Source organism: Pseudoalteromonas luteoviolacea, from assembly GCF_021654285.1.
Lineage (GTDB): Bacteria > Pseudomonadota > Gammaproteobacteria > Enterobacterales > Alteromonadaceae > Pseudoalteromonas > Pseudoalteromonas luteoviolacea_J.
Window position 1 is genome coordinate 89645 of sequence record NZ_JAKFZS010000014.1, and the last position, 16326, is coordinate 105970.

At 39.6% G+C, this 16326-nt stretch carries 15 protein-coding genes and 4 tRNA genes; 5 read left to right on the forward strand and 14 right to left on the reverse strand.

Annotation, left to right across the window (positions count from 1 at the left end; translation table 11 throughout):
- Window positions 1-121: 121 nt before the first annotated feature.
- The 10 genes from nhaC to L1077_RS14685 form a co-directional block, all read right to left on the reverse strand.
- A complete protein-coding gene (nhaC, locus tag L1077_RS14640; RefSeq protein ID WP_063360857.1) occupies window positions 122-1570 on the reverse strand; it encodes a Na+/H+ antiporter NhaC in 1449 nt (482 codons plus the stop codon).
- Window positions 1571-1813: 243 nt separating this feature from the next.
- Complete coding sequence (gene prc / locus L1077_RS14645) at window positions 1814-3844, reverse strand: carboxy terminal-processing peptidase (protein ID WP_237137511.1); 2031 nt, start codon at window positions 3842-3844, stop codon at window positions 1814-1816.
- A 10-nt stretch (window positions 3845-3854) separates the two neighbouring features.
- A complete protein-coding gene (gene proQ, locus L1077_RS14650) occupies window positions 3855-4505 on the reverse strand; it encodes an RNA chaperone ProQ (RefSeq protein ID WP_237137512.1) in 651 nt (216 codons plus the stop codon).
- A 12-nt stretch (window positions 4506-4517) separates the two neighbouring features.
- Window positions 4518-4796, reverse strand: coding sequence for a hypothetical protein (locus L1077_RS14655; RefSeq protein WP_063360860.1), 279 nt, complete (start codon window positions 4794-4796; stop codon window positions 4518-4520).
- 1 nt (window position 4797) lies between these two features.
- Complete coding sequence (locus L1077_RS14660; RefSeq protein ID WP_063360861.1) at window positions 4798-5256, reverse strand: GAF domain-containing protein; 459 nt, start codon at window positions 5254-5256, stop codon at window positions 4798-4800.
- Window positions 5257-5392: 136 nt separating this feature from the next.
- Window positions 5393-5755 (reverse strand): hypothetical protein, encoded by a 363-nt coding sequence (locus tag L1077_RS14665; RefSeq protein ID WP_063360862.1) that lies wholly within the window; start codon window positions 5753-5755, stop codon window positions 5393-5395.
- Window positions 5756-5902: 147 nt separating this feature from the next.
- Window positions 5903-5993, reverse strand: a tRNA-Ser gene (locus tag L1077_RS14670).
- Window positions 5994-6036: 43 nt separating this feature from the next.
- Window positions 6037-6127, reverse strand: a tRNA-Ser gene (locus tag L1077_RS14675).
- A gap of 52 nt (window positions 6128-6179) precedes the next feature.
- Window positions 6180-6270 (reverse strand) — tRNA-Ser (locus L1077_RS14680).
- Between the two features lie 35 nt (window positions 6271-6305).
- Window positions 6306-6396, reverse strand: a tRNA-Ser gene (locus L1077_RS14685).
- 262 nt (window positions 6397-6658) lie between these two features.
- On the opposite strand from L1077_RS14685, the gene L1077_RS14690 reads away from it, so the two are divergent.
- The 5 genes from L1077_RS14690 to L1077_RS14710 are packed head-to-tail and all read left to right on the forward strand — an operon-like array spanning window position 6659 to window position 8692.
- Window positions 6659-7330, forward strand: coding sequence for a Bax inhibitor-1/YccA family protein (locus tag L1077_RS14690; RefSeq protein ID WP_237137513.1), 672 nt, complete (start codon window positions 6659-6661; stop codon window positions 7328-7330).
- A 54-nt stretch (window positions 7331-7384) separates the two neighbouring features.
- Entirely contained in the window at window positions 7385-7738 is a 354-nt protein-coding gene (gene tusD / locus L1077_RS14695) for a sulfurtransferase complex subunit TusD (RefSeq protein WP_237137514.1), read from the forward strand.
- On the forward strand, window positions 7735-8094 hold the full coding sequence (locus tag L1077_RS14700; RefSeq protein WP_237137515.1) for a DsrE family protein: 360 nt from the start codon (window positions 7735-7737) through the stop codon (window positions 8092-8094). The genes tusD and L1077_RS14700 overlap by 4 nt, the downstream gene beginning before the upstream one ends.
- Window positions 8091-8360 (forward strand): hypothetical protein, encoded by a 270-nt coding sequence (locus L1077_RS14705; RefSeq protein WP_237137516.1) that lies wholly within the window; start codon window positions 8091-8093, stop codon window positions 8358-8360. Before L1077_RS14700 ends, L1077_RS14705 begins: the two co-directional genes overlap by 4 nt.
- A gap of 2 nt (window positions 8361-8362) precedes the next feature.
- Window positions 8363-8692 (forward strand): TusE/DsrC/DsvC family sulfur relay protein, encoded by a 330-nt coding sequence (locus tag L1077_RS14710; protein ID WP_237137517.1) that lies wholly within the window; start codon window positions 8363-8365, stop codon window positions 8690-8692.
- Window positions 8693-8727: 35 nt separating this feature from the next.
- Here the strand turns inward: L1077_RS14710 and L1077_RS14715 are convergent, their stop codons facing one another.
- The 4 genes from L1077_RS14715 to L1077_RS14730 all read right to left on the reverse strand — a co-directional run bounded on the left by L1077_RS14715 (window position 8728) and on the right by L1077_RS14730 (window position 16276).
- Complete coding sequence (locus tag L1077_RS14715; RefSeq protein WP_237137518.1) at window positions 8728-10437, reverse strand: hypothetical protein; 1710 nt, start codon at window positions 10435-10437, stop codon at window positions 8728-8730.
- Window positions 10438-10828: 391 nt separating this feature from the next.
- Window positions 10829-11218 carry a hypothetical protein gene (locus tag L1077_RS14720; RefSeq protein ID WP_237137520.1) on the reverse strand — a complete coding sequence of 130 codons (390 nt, stop codon included), beginning with the start codon at window positions 11216-11218 and terminating at the stop codon, window positions 10829-10831.
- 97 nt (window positions 11219-11315) lie between these two features.
- A complete protein-coding gene (locus L1077_RS14725; RefSeq protein WP_237137521.1) occupies window positions 11316-13958 on the reverse strand; it encodes an ATP-binding protein in 2643 nt (880 codons plus the stop codon).
- Window positions 13959-14038: 80 nt separating this feature from the next.
- Window positions 14039-16276, reverse strand: coding sequence for a TonB-dependent receptor (locus L1077_RS14730; RefSeq protein ID WP_237137522.1), 2238 nt, complete (start codon window positions 16274-16276; stop codon window positions 14039-14041).
- Window positions 16277-16326: the final 50 nt, after the last annotated feature.

Genomic DNA, 16326 nt, shown 5'->3' on the forward strand with positions numbered 1-16326 from the left:
CATAAGTTAAACGAGATTTTATAATATTAAATGAGGGAAATGTAGCTTGCAAATAAGTTTAGATGGGTTATCTGACTGTTTAGACAATAAAAAAGGCCCCAATATTTGGAGCCTGCCTATTTTAATCTTGTTCTCTTGGTTTTAGCTTTAAGACTTTGACACCAAGATAGCCATAAACGATTGCTAAAAGCGGGTTGATTAAATTGAAGAAAGCGTAAACTGCATAATCTAATGGGTTAATCAATAGTACACTTTGCATATATGCACCACAGGTATTCCATGGTATTAACGGGCTAGTAATCGTTCCACCATCTTCAAGCGTCCTAGATAAATTAACGCTCTGAAGACCACGCTTTTTGTATTCTTCTTTGAACATTCTACCAGGGACCACAATCGCGATATATTGGTCGGCTGCAACAAGGTTCGTACCAAAACATGTTGCTATTGTTGAAGCAATAAGTGAGCCGGTGCTTTTCGCTATGCGAAGAATACTACGAACAAAAACTTCTAGTAAGCCTGTTTTCTCCATGATGGCACCGAACATCAGGGCTGTCATGATCAACCATGTTGTTGTCAACATGCTTGACATACCTCCACCACTGAGTAAATCATCCATTTTTGCATCGCCAGTTTGAACACTAAACCCATCAAAAAAAGTTGCCCAAATCAGCTTAAACTGCCCAACAAGTTCACCTTGAGACGCATCTATTTGGCTCGCAATTAAATCTCCTTGGAAAAGTAATGCCCACACAGCGCCAACAACAGCGCCAATTGAAATCGCAGGAAAGGCTGGCATCTTCTTAATTGCAAGTCCAAGTAGGATAACCAGTGGTACTAACATCAAAATATTGATATTAAAGTTGTCTTGTAAAATAGTGCTAATTGCGTCAATTTTACTCGCATCACTTGCAACATCTGCGTTAAAGCCCATCACAATAAAAATAATCAATGCAATCACAAAACTTGGTACCGTTGTCCATAGCATATGTTGAATGTGGTCAAACAGGTCACTTCCTGCCACTGCTGGTGCTAGATTAGTTGTCTCTGACAACGGACTGAGTTTATCGCCAAAATAGGCGCCAGATATCACGGCACCCGCGGTCACAACTGGGTCAAGCCCTAAACCGTTGGCCACGCCTAACAATGCAACACCAATTGTAGCAGCTGTGGTCCAAGAGCTACCAATACTCATCGCGACAATACCACAGATTAAACAGCTTGCAGCATAGAACCAAGACGGGTTAATGATCTGCAATCCATAATATATCAATGTCGGGACCGTACCAGATAAAAGCCAAGTACCGATTAAAGCACCAACCATGAGCAAGATCAAAATCGCGCCCAACGAAATCGTGATACCTTTGATCATCGCTTCTTCAAGCGTTTTCCATGTGAAGCCATTTTTTAAGCCGATTAATGCTGCTGTAAACGTTGCGAACAATAACGCGATTTGGTTAGGTCCAGACGATGAACTGTCTCCATACAGATAAACTGCGGCGCCCAATAAGCTGACCAATACAATGATTGGTATAAAAGCATCCCACGAAGATGCTGTTTTTGGTTGTTTCAAATTTATGTACCCCTCGCACTCATTTTGGTGCGTATTATTATTTGACCGAGTATTTCCACTCTTTTACCAATCCGGTTTGATAATAAGTAAACGCGTACTTGTCAGTATCGATTATCAAGACGGATTGATAAACATAGTCTATGTTGTCTTGTTGCGGCTGACGATAATAACAAATTTGCGTTCAGGAGTAACGAAAAAAGGCGCTGTTGCGCCTTTTTTCGTAATACCAAACCATTAAATAGGTCAAATATCGTTCTTTACAATCTTGCCAAAGTTGATCATATCTTGCGTGATTAATGCTGTCTCTTCCAAATAAGGGTCTAGCTCCGAAATAACGTCCGGTACATCATCCAAATCTTTGATTGCTTCTAGGCCTAAACGCTTCAAACGTTCATTGGTTCTGGCAAGCGCTCTTTGATCTCTTTCCTCACGCTCTTTCTTTCTTTGCCCTTCGACTAATGAAATTGACACTTCGTTTTCTTGCTCTTTATAACGCTTAATGTCGTCGTAAACGTATGAGAACTCGGGTTCTTTGGCTATACGCTTAATATGCTTTTCATTTAAGTGCGCAATGACCGATGACAAATCATCAATGGTATTGTACTTGGCACGGGCAATGCTATCCCATGGCAATGCGTTGTCTTCTTGGCTTTCGCCCCACTCTTCTGGCTCAATAAAAGACGGCAATAAAATATCTGGGATCACACCTTTATTCTGAGTACTGCCACCATTTATTCTATAAAACTTAGCAATTGTGTAGGTAATGCTACCAAGTGGGTTTTCGAACAAATCGTAAGTTCTTCTCAGCCCTTTATGTTGCTGCACAGTACCTTTACCGAATGTTTGCTCACCAATAACAATTGCACGGCCATAATCTTGCATTGCAGCTGCAAAAATCTCAGATGCTGAAGCACTATAGCGGTCAACTAACACTGTCATCGGGCCGCTGTAATATGTTTTACCGTCTTGATCTTTTTGTACGTCTAAACGATTTTGCGCAGTGTGAATTTGTACGATTGGCCCTTTATCAATAAACAGTCCAGACAGCTTCTTAGCTTCGTAAAGTGAGCCACCACCATTCTGTCTAAGGTCAATAATAATACCGTCAACCTTCTCTGCCTTAAGGGAATTGATTTCTTTAAGAACATCTTCAGAAAGGTTGTTATAGAAACTAGGTATTTCAATCACACCTATCTTACTCGTTAAATCAGAGTACTGCGCTTCGAAAACCGATGACTTAGCGGCGCGATCTTCTAACCTGATCTTGTCTCTAACAATTTCAACAACTTTCGGAGTACCGTGTGAATCGCTTCCTTTAAGGTATTGCAATCTGACTTTAGTGCCCTTTGGCCCTTTTATCAGATCGACCACGTCATCTAGTCTCCAACCGATCACATCTACAAACTCTTCACCATCTTGGGCTACCCCTATGATTTTGTCGTCTGCTTTTATCTGTTCCGTTTTATCAGCAGGCCCACCTGGAACCAAGCTGCGAATAACGGTGTAATCTTCATCGTAACTTAATACAGCACCGATCCCTTCAAGTTCAAGGTCCATATCCATCTTAAATTGCTCAGCTCTACGAGGAGAAAGGTAAGATGTGTGTGCTTCGATGCTTCTAGCGAATGCATTCATAACAATTTGATATGCATCTTCACTATTGGTTTGAACTAATCGCTTTTGAGCGTTTTTGTAGCGCTTAGTTAAAATCTCTTTAATGCCTTCCCAATCCTTACCCGTTAGCTTTAATCGCAGGGCATCAGATTTGACCCTTTGTCGCCAAAACTCATTGAGTTCGGCTTGGTCTTTAGCAAAAACGACCTCTTCACGGTCAAAGTAAAACGCATCTGGCGTATCAAATTTCATCTCTTTATCTAATAAAGAAATGGCATATTGGAATCGCTCAAAGCGTCTCTGTAAGCTCACATTGAACATTTCAAAAGCAAAGTCTAACTTACCATCAGCGAGGGCTTCATCAAACTTTGCTTTATGTTGTTCAAAACTATCAACATCCGACTGCAAAAAAATAGACTTGTTGTAGTCTAAGGTTTCTACATATCTATCAAAAATTTCTTCTGACAACGTTGAATTCAGTTTAAAACGTTTGTAGTGGTTCTGAGTAAATTTATCTGTCACTCTTTTCGTAGCTGTTGCGTGCTGTAATTCAGGTTTTAGCACAGGTATGTCTTTTTCTGTTACAACGCTATTAGCTGCAAAACACGTGTTTGCAACAAACAATGCAACTGCCCCAATGAGTGGTAAACTTTTACTCATACACTACTCCTTATAGAATAAATAGACTATCAGCCTTTGTCTTAACCTGCATACCAGTTACAAGTTCAACATGTACCTCGTCTTTATTGACTTCAGTAATCGTTGCGTTAACTAGCGCTTGACCAAGTTTAACTTTTACTTTGTTATTAACCTTGACCTCATTTGCAGGAAGAGGTTCAACTTTTCCAGAGCTTCTGCGCTGCTGTTGTTGAGCTGGTTTCTTATTAACTCTAGGCTTTTTGTTAGCATGGCGTGGTTGACCAGGCCCTTTTGATTTGTAAGATTTTGTGTCACCGTCATTGCGAGGTCTTTGCTGCTTCTTGCGCTTAGCCATTTTCGCACGACTTTCTTCTAATGCTTTTTGTGCGTGCTCAACGTGCTCTTGCTCAACTTTCTCAGCTTGACCACCTTCTAAATCGACACGAAACTCATTTTTAGTCACAGCTTCTAAGTAGCGCCAACTTGACGTGTACTTTCTCAAAGCTTGTCTTACTTGTGTTTTGCTCACTTTATCAGAGCCTTCGATCTTCTCAGCAATATCTTTAAAGATCCCGACCTTAAGTGGCTTTATACCATCCTTTTGTTTAAAACACTGAGGGAATTCTGAGTATAAAAACTCCAGAACCTCATTAATATCTTTTAGCTTGTTTGTGGTTTCCATGTCTAAACCTATTTAAATATCTTCATCTAGTGATGAATTAATATAGTGTGTAACCCAGTCTAAGAGTTCATCCAATTCGGTTTCAATTAAAGCCATGTCACCGCGTAGATGTTCCCAAATACCATTAATAATTTGATCAATTTGCTCACTTCCAAGATCTTCCGGTAATCTTTCCCAAGCGAAGTGGATAAGTTCGTTGAGCGTTTCTGCTACTTGCTCTTCGTCACCTTCCCAATCCCCAACATCAAAATTAGAAAACAAGTAATCTTGTACATTAAGCATATCTTTCATTTTAAAGTGTTTCCTCGAAGCTTTTAACTAACGCCTCTAAGCCCAGTTTATCTTGTTCATCAAACCTTGCCAAACTAGGGCTGTCAATGTCCAGCACAGCAAATATTTTACCCTGCTTATATATAGGTATTACAATTTCAGAGTTAGACGCCGCATCACATGCAATATGACCTGCAAAGGCATGCACATCTTCAACTAGTTGAGTTTTAGCCTCTGACACTGCGGTGCCACAAACGCCTTTACCAACCGGAATACGAATACATGCAGGATTACCTTGGAATGGGCCTAATACGAGTTCATTGTCACCATCCATAAGATAAAAACCAGACCAGTTAATATCTTCCATGTTGGTAAACAGCAAGGCACTTAAATTCGCCATATTAGCAATGTGGTTGTGCTCGCCTTCAATTAACCCTTTTGCCTGTTGATTTAACAGCTCATAAAATTTTTGCTTTTGCATTATTAATACTGAACATTCTTACATATAAACAGTAAAGGTACTCTTTCAAGCCAATAAATGAAACCTTTTCAGAGGAAAAAGTCCCAATTTATCCTCAATCTAACTGCAACTGTTCAATTTACACTCAAAGGAAATGTTATTGCCTTCTGAGACTGTATAAAAAAAGTGCGGATGCAAACGCACTCATAACCGCATTTGCAATGAGTATTGGCCCCGTAGAGACTGCAAGCACGTAAGTAAATGCAGTTCCGCCTAGTAGAGCTGTTGTTGTTAAGGCCGAATACGATAGCTTGTCGCGTTTATACAAAAATAAATACGCCGGTAAAACACATAACGCCATGACCATACCCACAATATGTGCATTTGAAATCGCAGTGGTTAGCAGCTGAAAAAAAAGCTGCCCTTGTCCTGTCGAAATATAAAAGTATGCACCTAATACGCTGCCAATGATAAGAGGCGATAACATTGAAACGCCAATTGCAGTTGCGACTTTTTTCATTTCAAATTCCTTACAAGAATATGTCGTTAGTGAAGTCTTCTTTGTTAGTGAAATCCCATCAATAAGACTTTGGTCGCATGCTACTAAATTAAGCTAAATATATTTTGAATGTAAAAAAGCCCAAGCTAACTTAGCTTGGGCTTAATATGGCGGAGAGATAGGGATTTGAACCCTAGATACGCTATTAACGTATGCCGGTTTTCAAGACCGGTGCTTTCAACCACTCAGCCATCTCTCCAAGTTTGTAAAACAACACATTTTAAACGTGATGTTTATTGTAGTGGCGGAGAGATAGGGATTTGAACCCTAGATACGCTATTAACGTATGCCGGTTTTCAAGACCGGTGCTTTCAACCACTCAGCCATCTCTCCGAAATTTTTGATTGAACTGTCTTACTTTATCACTGCAAATCAATCATTATAGTGGCGGAGAGATAGGGATTTGAACCCTAGATACGCTATTAACGTATGCCGGTTTTCAAGACCGGTGCTTTCAACCACTCAGCCATCTCTCCGAAACTTTTATTATGCATAAGCACAATACAAATAGTGGCGGAGAGATAGGGATTTGAACCCTAGATACGCTATTAACGTATGCCGGTTTTCAAGACCGGTGCTTTCAACCACTCAGCCATCTCTCCGCAGCGGGGCGAATAATAGGGAAACCTTTTGAGAATGTGAAGCTTTTTTTTTGCTTTTTTTATCGTTTGGCTAAAATTCAGCTCGTTTGACGACAATTCCAGCTAGCTTGACGAATTTTTTATCAATCTTTTGTTATCTTTGAACTATTTACCTCAAAAAATGGTCTACTATTCGAGAAAGGTTTGCTCAACTATGTAACTCTTGGTAATCTTTGGAAAGTTTAATTATCGGAACATCGTGTTTCTATTAAGGAGCTATAATATGGCGTTCAATCATTCGTACACTACTGAAAAAGCAGTAATGTCAACGACTGAAACAAATAAAGTGCTTAAGAGCACTTACTTTCTTTTAGCAATGACTTTGGCATTCAGTGCCTTAACTGCTGCAATCTCTATGACTATGGCATTACCTAGATTTACAGGTCTTGTCTGTTCTCTTGTTGCTATGGGTCTTATTTTTGTTATCCAAAAGAAGGCAAACTCTTCTTCTGCTATCGGCCTGGTTTTCTTATTCACTGGTATTCTAGGTTTTGGCTTAGGTCCAATGCTTAACTCGTACTTAAACCTACCAAATGGTGGATTACTGATTGCACAAGCACTTGGTTCAACTGCATTGATTTTCTTCGGTTTATCAGCTTATGCTTTGACAACTAAGAAAGACTTCTCTTTCATGGGTGGCTTTTTAACAATTGGTATTTTAGTAACTATTGGTATTTCTATCGTAAATATCTTCATCGGTAGCCCAATTGTATTCATTGCTATCAACGCTGTGTTTGTATTACTTATGTCTGCAATGATCTTGTTTGAAACAAGCAGAATCGTAAATGGTGGCGAAACTAACTATGTCTTAGCGACAGTAGGCCTGTTCGTTGCTATCTACAACCTATTCACTTCTCTATTAATGCTATTAGGCGTTATGTCAAGTGATGACTAATCTTATCATTCTGATAAAATAAGCCCCATTAGGGGCTTTTTTTATGGGTTTTCTTTGAGCCAATTTATTATTTCGGTACATTGCGGTCCTGCTGATCATGATACTTTGCAATGTATTGAGCGCTTTGCACGCGCTACACTCCAACAACAGCACTCGATTAAATGCATTTTTCTGTATCAAGATGCAGTACTTCATGCAAATCAGTATTTTGCGCTTGCAAGCGACGAGCTGCAAGTAAGCACAGTCTGGCAAAACCTCCATGACTTGGGTATTCCGTTAAAACTCTGCGTTACTGCAGCTGAAAAACGCGGTATCAATACATCTGACACAGGCATATTCACTGTCGCTGGCTTAGCAGAATTCGCTATGGAAACATGCAAAGCCGATAAGTGGGTGCAATTCAAATGACAAAAAAAGTATTAGTTATCTGTGACGCTTCACCGTTTGACAAACAAATTATCCGCGACAGTTTAGATATGGCTCTGATTTTTGCAGCCATTGATCAAGAGGTAAGTTGGTTGTTCAGAGGCCCTTCTGTGCTTGCATTGAAAGAAGGTCAAAAGCCTAACCAACTTGGCATAAAAGACTTTTTGAAACAACTTAAAACACTCGAGATTTATGATGTGGATAGCATATTTGTGTGCGAGAACGCACTTAGTGACTTGTCCATATCAAAAGAACAATTGGCCATAGACGCAGATGCGTTAAACATAAATCAACAACAAGCACTGTTAAGCGAACAAGATCACGTGGTTAAGTTATGAATTCAATAGTACATATTTTTTCTAAACCGATAAGCTATTATAACAATGTTGATATGGGTCTAATTAGCGAAACAGATAAAGTGTTGCTTCAGCAAGACGCCTGTTATGATCAATCAAAATTCTTAATTAACTGCCCTGCCCCTATATTTATGCTAGAAACGTGCGCTTTAGCCCGTGGCGTTTTACCTGACAACTCCATCACACTTGTTGATGACTTAAGTTGGGTTGACCTCATTGAATGCAGTGACAAATCTTTAACGTGGTAATTATGTTAGAAGTAAACGATAGAACGATAGAAACAGATAAAGAAGGCTACTTATTAAATCACTTAGACTGGGATGAAAGCCTGGCACCAGTCATTGCATCTGGTGAAAATATTACATTGACCGATGCTCACTGGGAAGTCATTCGATTTGTACGTAGCTTTTATGAAGAATATGGCACTAGTCCAGCAATTAGAATGCTTGTAAAAGCGATTGCCAAAAAGCTGGGTGAAGATAAAGGCAAGAGCATCTACTTGTACAAACTTTTTCCGAAAGGCCCTGCGAAGCAAGCTACTAAGATTGCAGGTTTGCCTAAACCCGCTAAATGCATATAAAAAGAGAAGGCTCAGCCTTCTCTTTCTCATCAAAATTATTCATCTACTGGCCAAGTGAATGGCACATCAGGAACTGATAGCCCTCTTGCTAACACAGATTCAGCAACTGATAGCGAAGGGTCCGTGGGTGACCACAAGTCTGTTACGAAAGTAACGCTTGCTGATTCACTGGCAATGTCACCTAAAACACCACTTGCATCAATATCGAATACAAAGCTAGCTGTACCATCATATTCACAAGAATTAGTCGGTGCATATTCAATATTTGCACGATGATCGGTACCTAAATACGTATTCGTCGATGAATCATATTCAAAAAATTGTCTTTGAGTAAAATCTTGTAAGGTGTGGTTATTATTAGGCCCAGCCCAATTACAAATAAACCCTTGTACCATGCCATCTGTCACATCAATATCAGTACCATAGCCAAAATGCGCTTCGCCGTTTTCTAAAGATGCATCATTAAATCCAATATTTAAGATCCGACTATTTGAATCATTCACACCCGCTTGCCATGCGTATGCATAATCACCCGCTAAACTCGTTAGATTAAAATTCGCACCGAAAATTGCAAAATTCTCACTCCAACCATCTGGGTTATCGGTATTATGGTATTTGTTTTTCACATCCACTTGTTGGTCACTGTTAAATGCCCCATTAATACCATGACCACAATTGATTGCCGATCTTGATTGCAAAGACATCTGCTCTGCACTTCGTTCGTAAGCTAGGGAACCCACCAATGTGCGTTCATTTTGACTACAATTACCACCGGGGAACTCTATTCCTGTTACGCCGACTTCGCCTTCAACTGTAAAGTTTAATAGCCCAGTATAATTCATGGTATCACTACCCGGTGTATGTATCATAGATAACGTAATTCCATAATCCGACCCCGACACTGTATAGGCTAGATTAACGCGATATTCCCACACACCAGACGTCAACTCTATGCTCGCAGTATCAAAATTGATATCAGCTAATCCCTTACTATTCATTTGCGTGGTCAAATCAATCGAGCTGCCGTCAGATGGTAAACCCGAACCGTCATCAATAGCAGCAGACACCATACTAGCCAAAGTCATCAATGCCATTCTTGATCGCTCCCTCACTGCTCGCAGTTGAGCATTAGTTTGAGCAACAGCACACGCATTTCCATTTTTTGCACTGGCTAGCCACAAACCAAGATCCCCCGTCGGTAAAGTACCTGAGCTCATACTAGGATCAGTGGCATCAGGGTGGCCCTGATAGCTCACTTGGGGTCCAAAACAATCCGCATTTTCACTATTTCTATAAAAAGAACGAACTCGAAATACATCTCTCAAGGGTGTTTCACCACTTAACAATGCATCAATTCTTCTCGTAGCCCAAAAATATGTTGGTGATGCTGGGCCTCTCGCCTCTAGTACTCTGTAAACATACTGCCTATCTTGTTCATCACTGCTATCTGAAAACGGAGATGCGACAGCCAATGATTGCGGGAAATATACGCCACGATTATTCGTCACATCATTATCTGTACTGCCACTACTATCACCGGTATCTGTTTGCCCTGATGAATCATTATTCACATTTGAGTTTGTATCACTACTATTATCTGTCGATGCATTTGTCTGACTGTTTTCAGTTTCCTGAGTCGATGTTTCTTGCTGAGATGAATTGTTCACTTGACTGGGGCTATCACTTTCAGATGATGAGCAGCCAGCTAGTAAAGACACCATAAATAAGGAGGTGTAAGATTTCATAATTGCATACCTTCTTTGCCTAACCTGTACAAATAACTTATGCGAAAAAATACAATTGGACAAAGTAATTGACGTTAACACTTGTCAGTTACTGTTGATCTATGACCCACTTTAGGATGAGTTTTAAGGCGCTAAACAAGAATAATTATTCAAACAAATTGATAATTAATTGCAACTCAATCATAAAATGCAGAAATAACTACGTTTTCCAACTAATCTAAATGTTAGTTCATCAGAACATGCTTAATACAGTTTTTTACATCAAAAATTGAACTTTATGGAGAGAAATTTCGTTTAAAGCGAAAAAGACGTTAAGCTAAGCTATATTCGTCGTAGCTTAACTCACGTTGTCATTTTTAAATGCTGCTTGTCGTATCTAAATCAGGAGGTGTTACTTCACTCGTTTCCAGATTTCATATTCAACAAATTTACCATCTTCAACAAGTTTATGATGCCAAAGATCACCTTTGACTTCATAAGTGAATGCCATCTTACGACCGATTAAACTCTCAACATTGCCAAGTGTTACCGTCTCAATAAAATAATTGTCTTTAAGCTGATAAGTGCCGCCGCCAGCATAATGAAACTTGTTGTCGCTACTGGTGATATAGCTAAAATGTGTATTGTTAATGATTTTAGTTGAAGTGACTTGAGGCGCAGACGCTTTCACTCTGCCGTCTTTAGTCGCATATTCACCACTAACAAACTCCCAAGTCCCCATCAAAGGATTTGACAAGGCAAGTGGACTTGCAAGCGCGCACAATAACGTTAAATACTTCATAATCTATCCCCTATTTTATTGTCATTATTTTTAAGCAATTATAAAGTTTTGGTGATGAAAACCTCAAATTCGAATTCTTCAAGTTGTGAGTCAAACCCTAAACTGCTTGACCACAATCAGATTCATCGATCACCTTATTAATCAGTTCAAATAACCTAGAAAGTGCCCTTTCTACATCTTGCCAGTTTTCTTGTTTCAATAAGGCATCGATTTGGGATACCGTTTGATATATTTCATGACAATCAAACATCGCCGAAGTACCTTTGAGCGCATGAATAGAACGTGCAAGGCCCTCATAATCTTTATATTTTAACTGATTTTGAAGTTGAACTAACTGCTCATGCAAACCATCAATATATTGCATTTTGAGCTGCTTAAACTCTTCATCTGGTAAATTAAGGTCATCGTCTACTGTTATATTCAAATAATGTGAAATTTTCTTAGCAAACTGTGCTCTGTCTATTGGCTTCGCGAGATGGTCAGTAAACCCGAGTTTAATATACCTTTCAACTTCATGACTCATGGTGTTTGCTGTCAAAGCAATTACAGGCGCAGTACACCCTGTTGCTTGAATAAAGTTAAATGCTTGCTCACCATCCATAACGGGCATTTGAATATCCATCAAGATCAGATCAAATTCAAAGTCTAAAACTGCTTGTACTGCTAACTGACCATTTTCTACCGCCGTTACATTCAAGCCCATTCTTTCTAAAATCCGAGTTATCAGGCGACAATTATCACTGTGGTCTTCTGCCAATAATACTTCACCTTTAAGCTCCTCAGAATCTAACTCTGGATCAGCCTGTATGTAAGGCTCATTTTGATGATGTATCTCTTCAAACGAGTTTACCCACTTAGTTCGTTCAGTGGTGAATAAACTCAATGACAAGGTGAATGAAGTTCCAGATCCAACTTCACTTTCAACGACAATATCACCATCTAACTTTTGAGCTAAGCTCTTTGAGATATTAAGTCCTAGTCCCGTTCCGCCATATTTACGTGTTGTAGATGAATCCGCTTGATAAAATGCACTGAACAATTCTTTTTGTTCTTCTGTTGTCATGCCAATACCGGTATCTCTAACACTGATAAATAGCCTGTCGTCCTTGCAGCTTACTTCAATTGAAATTTTACCAACCGAGGTAAACTTCAACGCATTTGATGTCAAATTCAGCAGTATTTGCCGAAGTCGCGTTGGGTCAATAACAACATAATCTGGCAAAGGGAATTGATAATTTAAATCAAACTCTAACCCTTTATCTCTTATTTGTTTGCCAAGTAGGGATTCAACATGCGCAATAGACTGAAATAAATTGGCCTCGATCAATTCAACCTCAAGTCTGTTTGCCTCAATCTTCGACATATCTAAAATGTCATTAATTAATCCGAGTACATGCCGAGAGTTTTGTAATATGACGGTAATCGCATGATTACGTTCGTGTGGTTTAATATCCCCGAGAATAATGCCATCTGCATAACCAATAATTGAAGTCATGGGCGTTCTTATCTCGTGGCTCATATTGGCCAAGAAACGACTTTTCGCTTCACTTGCGTCACGTAATTCTGATGCTAACTGTTCTAACTCATAAGTGCGCTTCAATACTTTCGCTTCTAAGTTTTTATTCAGTTCGATATTTTCTTCACTGGTTAAACGCACTTTATCAGCAACGGCAAATGCCAAGAACATTGCATCCAGTGCCACACCCACCAAACCGAGTAGATACAAATTAACCGCTATCGGTGGTAATAACCCCAAATTGGTGAAATTACCAATCATGTTGGGTACTGCCATGCATACATAAGCTAAGATGAAGTAGCGAGCAGGCTTAAACCCTTCTGAGATCCTTAAAATACCAATATAAAGACCTAAACACAGTGCAACACCTGTTGACAGTGTCGCCCATAGAAAACCAAATCCAGGAAATAAAATACTGAAAGGCGTACCTATCGCAGCAATTACCCCAACCCAAATAGAGGCCGAAGATAAATTTGGGTGCTTTTCTTTCAATTTAAGTAAGCAATTATAAAACAATGCATTACTGATTGGAGATAATGTAAAACCTAACCAATGCAAGTGGGCCGAATAGAAGCCAAAAAGCTGATCTGATATATGAAAAAAGTGGCTCCATGCAAACACCATAGTTGCTGCAAATATCGCATAATAGAGGTGTGTTAAATCTTTAGAGCCAATATAAATGAGTAAATTATAGAGGCCCAATACAATACCCACACTAAAGCAAATAATCATGATTAAGTTATCAATCACAACTTGCTCTTTAAAGTCTTTGACAGGGACTAGTTCTAACTTAATAGGCGTATAAAAATAATCACTTTCAAACAAAGTAACGACATAATAGTCATTGTCTGGTAACAGCTCTACGGTGTTACCATAATGGAACGCAAACTCATTAGGTACCATCCCACCGGAATAGTAGCGCTTAATATCATTTTTTGAGTATATCCTTGTCTCAATATTGGATAAAACAGTGTTGTAAGGGTACAAAACCAACTGTTCATAGTTAGAAACATTTTTGATTTGAGTAACAAGCCAATAGCGCCCAGAAAATAATGCTCGTTCTTCTTGTTTCTCTAGACGACTTGCCCAGTTCACCACATCATCAAATGATTCTGGGAAACGGGTGTCATCCTTTGCTGCAAGCACCAACCCCTTGTCATGCAGATTGACACCTTTTTCAATACCATTGTACACGTACTGCTGAGCACTCACTGAGTGCGACATAACTAAAATAATTAAGCTAAGAGTCAGTCTTATCAGATACATTATTGACTTAAAACCCATATTAATAAGCTGAGAGCGCTCTAAAAGCTATATGTAACATCAACACCAATTCTTTGCCCCTCACCCTTAAAGTCTTCTAACATGCCAAGGAAAGAACTGAGATCAAACTTTAAATGACTGTACTCTTTATCGAATAAATTTTTACCCCATAAACCGATCTGCCATTGCTGATACTGATAGGTGACATTTGCACGCCACAATGCATAGCTAGCTTGCATCGCATATGGGTTCTGGTTTTGATCAAAGTAATATTCAGATTGATAATCAACACCAATAACGGTTGCCAACTCACCACTATTTAATTCAAAAGAGTATGCAAGCTCTGCAGTAATATTCCATTCAGACGTAAAAGGGAGTCTATTATCAGTTAATCGGTTACCAAGCGGATCTATAAACTCTTCAAAATTTGCTTCCGGGATATAGCCAATGGCTAGTCGCGAAATTAATGCCTCACTGAAGAGGTATTCTAGCTCAAGCTCAGCACCATAAATGGTCGACTCACCAACATTTTCCAAAAGCTGCAAAGGTGGCGCATTGGGTGTTGAAGAGGCTTGATTCATGAACACTTGCTGATTTTTATAATCGTAATAGAAAATCGCGCCAGAAAGTAAATAGGCATCTTCTTCAGAGAGCTTAAAACCGACTTCATGAGAGAGTGTTTCTTCAGGGCCATAATCCGCTAACTCAGCTTGTTCTTTAGATGACAGTAGGCCTCCATTATAGCCTCCACTTTTGGTGCCATTTGCCAGGGCATAATAAATTAACAAATCATTATGCGGTGTATAATTCCAGGCAACTTTCCCCGAAAAACCATCGTCTTTGACCTCTCCATTGACTGTATAAAAAGGAATCAATGAGCCCGCAAGCTCCCCTGGCGTTGTGATAAAGTTTAATCGTGAAACAGAGTCATATTCAACCGACTCGTCTGAATAGCGCGCGCCAATCGTTAGCATATGCTGCTCGTTCAGCTGCCACTCATATTGGGAAAACAAAGCAATCGATTTTGTGACAATCTCATTGTCGTAAAAAAAGGTTGTTGTTAACTCCGGCGCAAGAACACCTCTGAAGTCTCTTAAGATATCATTGTGATTATTTTGATAGATGCGCTCTTGATATTGAAAGAGGCCAATCGTCCAATAGTCCTCACCTAATTGGCTTTGATATCTAAGCTCATTAGTTACAAGCTCACTTTTCAAGCCCAGCTCGCCTTCACATAAACGCTGAGGGCTGCCATCACAATTAAATGTATGGTCTCTATCAAGACGATTAAAACCATTTGAATAAGTTACAAACGCATCTTCTTGTAGTTGCCACTGTAGTTCAGCTGTCCAACCTTTATAAATACTTAAATGTGGAGAGTCATTGTTTACACTTACAGCCCAAAAATCATCGCTGCCATCATTAAAGCCAAAACTGTCTACACACCCTGTACTTCCAGCCTGACTAGGTGAACATTTTACAGGGGCTGCCGGGTTTGGATCTTTGAATATGCCAATATTACCTACCGGCTGTACTATGCCCTCCCAATGACCGTAATACCCTTTCACAAAGGCGCTCCAATTATCCCACTCTCCCAAGTAACTTAGTCGTAAATCACTTTGTTCTAAGCCCGCTTCTGGAGAGGTTTCAAACAGGTTATAACTTGTATATTCATAGTCCGCATGATTAAAAGCGAAACGAATGGCACTTTCATCATTAATTGTTGCGTTATAAGCGCCTTGCGCTCTTCGCCAATCATCAGTACCCGCTCCCAAGCTAACATAACCATAGTTGCCCGCATCAGGACGTTTAGTTCTTACAAGTAATGCACCACCGGTACTATTCCTACCAAATAAAGTTCCTTGTGGGCCTTTTAAAACCTCAACTTGCTCAATATCAAACAAGTTAGCTATTTGGTTGTTGGCCGAACCGACAGATACACCATCCACATACATGGCAATTGGTGAGGTATTTGCTGTGTTGTAATCTAGCAAGCCAATACCACGGATATTAATTGCTGGCGGCGTGCCTTCAGCTGCATTTTGGCTAATTTTTAAATTTGCGACAAAATGACCCAGCTCTGTCGCATCTTTGATACCCTGACGGGCAATACGATCGGCGCTAATTGTTGAAATCGATACGCTCACATCTTCGATGTTTTGCTTTCGTTTTTGTGCATGAACCTCAATAATCTCGATTGAATCATTTGCTGCATAAGATAGAAATGAACTTAGAAGCACAGGCATTATGGATATAGAAATGGCAGAGAGTTTAAACATGTCCGTTCTCGTTAGTTATTGCAGTATTCACTTTGCACTACTGAGTATAG

Bases quoted from the DNA above. Each gene is read 5' to 3' on its own strand.
- prc (WP_237137511.1), bottom strand. From the start codon at position 3,844: ATGAGTAAAAGTTTACCACTCATTGGGGCAGTTGCATTGTTTGTTGCA.
- proQ (WP_237137512.1), bottom strand. From the start codon at position 4,505: ATGGAAACCACAAACAAGCTAAAAGATATTAATGAGGTTCTGGAGTTT.
- L1077_RS14655 (WP_063360860.1), bottom strand. From the start codon at position 4,796: ATGAAAGATATGCTTAATGTACAAGATTACTTGTTTTCTAATTTTGAT.
- L1077_RS14660 (WP_063360861.1), bottom strand. From the start codon at position 5,256: ATGCAAAAGCAAAAATTTTATGAGCTGTTAAATCAACAGGCAAAAGGG.
- L1077_RS14665 (WP_063360862.1), bottom strand. From the start codon at position 5,755: ATGAAAAAAGTCGCAACTGCAATTGGCGTTTCAATGTTATCGCCTCTT.
- L1077_RS14690 (WP_237137513.1), top strand. From the start codon at position 6,659: ATGGCGTTCAATCATTCGTACACTACTGAAAAAGCAGTAATGTCAACG.
- L1077_RS14700 (WP_237137515.1), top strand. From the start codon at position 7,735: ATGACAAAAAAAGTATTAGTTATCTGTGACGCTTCACCGTTTGACAAA.
- L1077_RS14705 (WP_237137516.1), top strand. From the start codon at position 8,091: ATGAATTCAATAGTACATATTTTTTCTAAACCGATAAGCTATTATAAC.
- L1077_RS14710 (WP_237137517.1), top strand. From the start codon at position 8,363: ATGTTAGAAGTAAACGATAGAACGATAGAAACAGATAAAGAAGGCTAC.
- L1077_RS14715 (WP_237137518.1), bottom strand. From the start codon at position 10,437: ATGAAATCTTACACCTCCTTATTTATGGTGTCTTTACTAGCTGGCTGC.
- L1077_RS14720 (WP_237137520.1), bottom strand. From the start codon at position 11,218: ATGAAGTATTTAACGTTATTGTGCGCGCTTGCAAGTCCACTTGCCTTG.
- L1077_RS14725 (WP_237137521.1), bottom strand. From the start codon at position 13,958: ATGTCGCACTCAGTGAGTGCTCAGCAGTACGTGTACAATGGTATTGAA.
- L1077_RS14730 (WP_237137522.1), bottom strand. From the start codon at position 16,276: ATGTTTAAACTCTCTGCCATTTCTATATCCATAATGCCTGTGCTTCTA.